Below are 5452 nucleotides of genomic sequence, written 5' to 3' on the forward strand. Positions count from 1 at the left end.
TTGATACCTGCTGTTCCAAAAGCAAGACCTGCTACAAAAAGACCAACTTTTCCTGCATTAAATTTTTTGAACATAATATTTTTCCTCCATTTGCGTGTTTTAATGTTTATCTTTTATTATAGCATCGCAATATGATATTTCAAATATTTTTCTCTTATTGATATATTTTTTCATTAGTTATCAGTTAATTTCCGCTAATTTTTGCATGGTTAGACACAATTCACGAGCATTAGTATCTCTTTTTACTCTTCTATCTGATAAAAGCGTGCACTGTATGCCGGCAACGCTATGGAAACTGTTCCCTTTTTCACAAGCAAATCTTTCTGATATTCCGGATGTGCTTTTTTCATCTCAGCATCATCACTGCTGCAGATTAGTTTTAATTTCTTTGCCTCAGAAATATTCATCGTGTATTCCTGCTCTTTTGCATTTCCAAAATGGAACACTGCGACGATCCGCTCCTTTTTGCTCTTCCGTTCAAAGGCATAAATACATTTTTCTTCCTGATGGCAGTCGATCCACTGGAATCCCACCTGTGCATGATCAGCCTCCCAGAAAGCAGAATGTTTCTCGTACACCTCATTCAGTTTCATCATAAAGCGATGAAATTCTCTGTGTTTCGGGAATTTTAAAATATCCCAGTCCTGCTGACGCTTCTCATCCCACTCCCGGAACTGTCCAATTTCATTTCCCATAAAATTCAGTTTTTTGCCCGGATGTGCATACATATACATATACATTGCCCGCGCCTGAGGAAATTTTTCTTCATAATCTCCGCTCATTTTCTGAATAATGGTTGCCTTTCCGTGCACCACCTCATCATGAGACAATGGCAGCACATACGCTTCATTATAATAATACATCATGGAAAATGTCAGCTTATGATAGTTCTCAGAGCGATACTCCGGAGCTGTACGGAAATAATTCAGCGTATCATTCATCCAGCCCATATCCCATTTGTAATCAAAACCAAGACCGCCCTCATAAACGGATCTGGTCACGCCCGGATAAGAGGAAGAATCCTCTGCCATCAACATGGCTGTCGGGAAACGGTCTTTTAATCCCTGATTCATATTCTGAATAAAGGAAACTGCCAGGTTGTTCACTCCTCTTGCCTCATTTCCCTGCCAGTAGATCAGGTTGCTCACAGCATCCATGCGCAGACCGTCAAAATGATATTCTGCCAGCCAGTACGCTGCCGCAGACTGCAGGAAACTTCGCACTTCTCCTCTTGAATGCATGAAATTGCAGCTTCCCCACTCGCTGTATCCCACATCCTGATTCGGATATTCATACAATGCCGAACCGTCATAATTCCACAGTGCATAGGTATCCACCGCAAAATGCACCGGAACAAAATCCATCAACACACCGATTTTATGCTTATGACATGCATTGATAAAATACCGCAGATCATCCGGCGTTCCGTAGCGGGAGGTCGGCGCAAAAAAACCGGTATTCTGATACCCCCAGGATTCATCACACGGATGCTCACTCAGCGGCATCAGCTCCACATAATTATATCCATTTTCATTCAGATACGGAATCAGTAGGTCTGCCATTTCCCGGTAAGTATACCAGCCTTCCGGATCCGCATCATCTTTCTTTTTCCAGGAACCAAAGTGGATCTCATAAATATTCAACGGTGCATCTTTCTGTACCGACCGCTTTTTCATCCATTCCGCATCCGTAAAATGATAATCAGTCGTATCATAAATAATGGATGCATTGTTCGGGCGCAGTTCCGAATAAAAACCATAAGGGTCGCAATGATCGATACAACTTCCATCTGCCCCGTAAATCTTATATTTATACATCATGCCTTTCTCGGCATTTTCCACATAACATTCCCAGAAATTGCCATCGTGTACTTTCTGCATCGGTGTCTCCTGCCACTCATTAAACTCACCGATCAGAGAAATTCTATGTGCATTCGGTGCAAAAGTCCGAAATACTGTCCCTTTTTTACAAGCATGTGCCCCAAGAAAATGATATGCTTCAAATTCTTTTCCCGTATAAAATCCATAAAAATCCATATGCACTCTCCCTCATTAATCAACTATGGTTGTTTTTCTCTGCTAATTCTATTATAATTATAAATAACGAAAACATACTTGAACAGAAACAGCTTTTCCAATCCGTCGGAAAACCAACGTTTTTCGATAATTGTCGAAAAACTCAACTGCAAGAACATTTATAAAAAAATGAACGCAGGTTGCAAAAGCGGATTGCGAATGTCCGCTTTACTTTTACTAACAGCATTAGCCAATAAATGAGGGATTATTATGGATATCAGAATAGAAAAAACAAAAACAGCCATTCACAATACGTTTCTGGAATTACGTTCCAAAAAGCCATTAGAAAAAATCACGATCAAAGAATTGTGTGAAAAGGCACAGATCAACAAATCTACCTTTTACTCTCATTATAAAGATATTTACGATCTGAGTGATCAGTTAGAAACAGAAGTTGTCACTTCCGTTATAGAGGCAATCCCAAACCCGGAAAACTGCCTGGAAGATCCGGCAGCTCTGGCAAAAAACATGTTTCTCGGCTATCTCTCACGGGATGCCATCATCCGCATTTTATTTTCCGGAACCAGAGCCGGGGAACTGGTGCGCAAAGTAGAATATCAGTTAAAAAAAATCCTGTTTGAAGCTCATCCGGAGTACAAACAGGATCCATCCGTCAATGTCGTGCTGTCTTACACGGTTTATGGCGGTTATTATGCATTTTTCGAAAACAGACAATACGGAGATGCGGCCGTGGTTGATATCATCAGCCAGATTTCCTCCGGGGCAATGAAACTGTTATGATTTCGTTATTATGATTTGGGTTTCAAAACACTCAAAACGTGATAACACGGATTGTTCCAGTTCTATCTAAATGTACATCATATCTTCTCTGTCCGCAGCTCGTTTGTTGCGGACAAAAAGTCCAATCGATACGATCATAAATACGATTGAAATCAGCTGCGCTGTTGTCAGTCCGAGAAATCCGCCTTGCTCATTGGTACGCAGAAACTCCACACAGAATCTTCCGATTCCGTAAAGCATCAGATACAATGCTCCTACATCGCCAGTGTGACGCATTTTTCCACTCATGCGAATCAGAAGAAATGCTATCACAAAATCACCTGCGGATGAGAATAGCTGCGTCGGAATTAAAGGTACGCCTGCCGGCGCAAAACAACCTTCCGGAAATACAATTCCAATTGGAAGACTTGTCTCCTTACCATAGCAACAACCTGCAAAAAAGCATCCCAGTCGTCCAAAAGCCTGCGCCAGTGAAACAGATGGTGCGAGCAGATCAAAATATTCAAAGAACCGAATGTCTTTTATCTTACAATAAATGAGTGCTGATACCACACCGAAAATAATTCCACCGTATACAACAAATCCAGAAGAACCAAGTACACTCAATGGATCTGTCAGAAACTGTTTCCAACTCAAAATTACGAAAAAACCTTTTGCGCCTAAAAATCCCATCACTACGCATAGAATTGCCAGATCCAACACTGACTCCGCTTTCATCCCCATACGTTTTGCCCTGTAATAGCCCATTAATACACATAAAATAACTCCGATAGCAATCATCACACCATAAGTATGAACCGTGAACTTGCCAATGGAAAATAAATCAACTCTCATTTTTTTTAATGCTCCTCTTTTCAATTTATCTTTTATTCTACACTATTTTAATCTATTTTCCAACCGCTTCTATCACTCTTTTTTATCTAAGGTGTTTTTAATATTGAATCTCTTTTTGTTTTATAGGATGTATCGTTTTTTACATTGACAGTCCATTTTTGCTGTGCTAGCATTTTGGTTATTATACTGTGTCAAAGCACAAGCTCATTTTTATACAGTTTGACACTTACATCATATTTTTTATGAAAGGATCTCTTGCTTATGAAAATTCAGCTTTCTGATCATTTTACATTTCCAAAACTATTACGATTTGTTTTCCCATCAATCATTATGATGATTTTCACATCCATCTACAGTGTGGTGGATGGTCTTTTTGTATCCAATTTTGTTGGCAAAACGGCTTTTGCATCCGTTAATCTGATTATGCCATTTATCATGATTCTCGGTGCCATCGGTTTTATGCTTGGAACCGGAGGAAATGCTATTGTCTCAAAAACTCTTGGAGAAGGGGAACCAGAACTGGCGAAAAAATATTTTTCCATGATCGTATACTGTACCATGATTGGTGGTATCATCGTTTCTATCGTTGGTTTTATCTTTATGCCTTCTATTACAAAACTCTTGGGGGCTAATGGCGAAATGATGGCTGGAAGCATTCTGTATGGACGCATTTCCATGATTTCGCTGACCTGCTTCATGCTGCAAAACGTTTTTCAGAGTCTGTTGGTTACTGCCGGGAAGCCAAAGCTAGGGCTACTAATTACTGTCAGTGCAGGATTAACCAATATGGTACTTGATGCCGTATTTGTTTATGGATTAAAACTCGGTGTGGCCGGTGCAGCTTGGGCCACCGTTACATCTGAATTTGTCGGCGGTCTGACTCCGTTATTTTATTTCTTACACAAAAATAGCAGCTCTCTCCGACTTTGTAAAACAAATATCCAGCCAAAAATCATGTTCCAGACATGTACCAACGGTTCTTCTGAATTTATGACCAATATTTCCATGTCACTGGTAAACATGCTTTACAATTTCCAATTAATGCGGATTGCCGGTGAAAACGGTCTGGCCGCTTATGGCGTTATCATGTATGTAAGCTTTATTTTCTGTGCTATGTTTATCGGATACTCCGTAGGCTGTGCTCCGCTGTTTGGATACAATTATGGCGCTGAAAATCATGCTGAACTGAAAAATCTGTTTCGAAAAAGCCTTCGATTGGTAGGCATCGCAGGTGTATGTCTGACGTTATTAGCAAACCTGCTGTCTGCCCCACTGGCATCTCTGTTTGTAGGTTATGATGAAGCTTTATTTGCACTGACAGTGCATGGATTTCGAATTTATTCACTCGCCTTCTTGTTAAACGGATTTTCCATTTTTGGATCCGCATTTTTTACAGCATTAAACAACGGTCTTATATCCGCATGTATTGCGTTTTTGCGTACTTTTGCATTTCAGGTCGTTGCAGTTATTCTGCTACCTTATCTGTTTGGAACAGATGGTATATGGTGCTCTATCGTAGTGGCTGAATCTCTGGCAATCTGCGTGACAATTTCCTTCTTTGTGCGAAAACGACATGTCTACCACTACGCATAATTCTTGTTTAGGGTAGTTTTAAAAAAGCTGGAAGAAAACTCCAATGCCGGCACGACTGATTTTCTATCTGCGCTGCGCCGCTTATCTCCGACCGCTTCCGCGAACTCACCAACAGCAAAAACAGCTGTTGGTTCAGACACACTCCCGCGGTCGGGCTATGCTCGCTCCGATAACGAAAATCAGTCTACCGCCTTGCCTTGGAGTTTTGC

4 protein-coding genes are annotated in these 5452 nt (G+C 40.7%); 2 read left to right on the plus strand and 2 right to left on the minus strand.

All coding sequences use genetic code 11. The features are described 5' to 3' along the window. Positions 1-242: 242 nt before the first annotated feature. Positions 243-2036, minus strand: a complete 1794-nt coding sequence (glgB, locus tag Q0I54_RS12945) for a 1,4-alpha-glucan branching protein GlgB (protein ID WP_296119229.1) — start codon at positions 2034-2036, stop codon at positions 243-245. A 249-nt stretch (positions 2037-2285) separates the two neighbouring features. Here glgB and Q0I54_RS12950 point away from each other — a divergent pair, with 249 nt between their 5' ends. After that, positions 2286-2816 carry a TetR/AcrR family transcriptional regulator gene (locus tag Q0I54_RS12950; RefSeq protein ID WP_296119230.1) on the plus strand — a complete coding sequence of 177 codons (531 nt, stop codon included), beginning with the start codon at positions 2286-2288 and terminating at the stop codon, positions 2814-2816. Between the two features lie 66 nt (positions 2817-2882). Here the strand turns inward: Q0I54_RS12950 and lgt are convergent, their stop codons facing one another. Beyond that, on the minus strand, positions 2883-3650 hold the full coding sequence (gene lgt, locus Q0I54_RS12955) for a prolipoprotein diacylglyceryl transferase (RefSeq protein ID WP_296119232.1): 768 nt from the start codon (positions 3648-3650) through the stop codon (positions 2883-2885). Between the two features lie 261 nt (positions 3651-3911). Between lgt and Q0I54_RS12960 the strand changes: the two genes are divergently transcribed. Beyond that, a complete protein-coding gene (locus Q0I54_RS12960) occupies positions 3912-5243 on the plus strand; it encodes an MATE family efflux transporter (protein WP_296119233.1) in 1332 nt (443 codons plus the stop codon). Positions 5244-5452 lie beyond the last annotated feature (209 nt).

It is taken from the genome of uncultured Eubacterium sp. (genome assembly GCF_934295145.1).
In the GTDB taxonomy this organism is placed as follows: Bacteria; Bacillota; Clostridia; order Lachnospirales; family Lachnospiraceae; genus Eubacterium_I.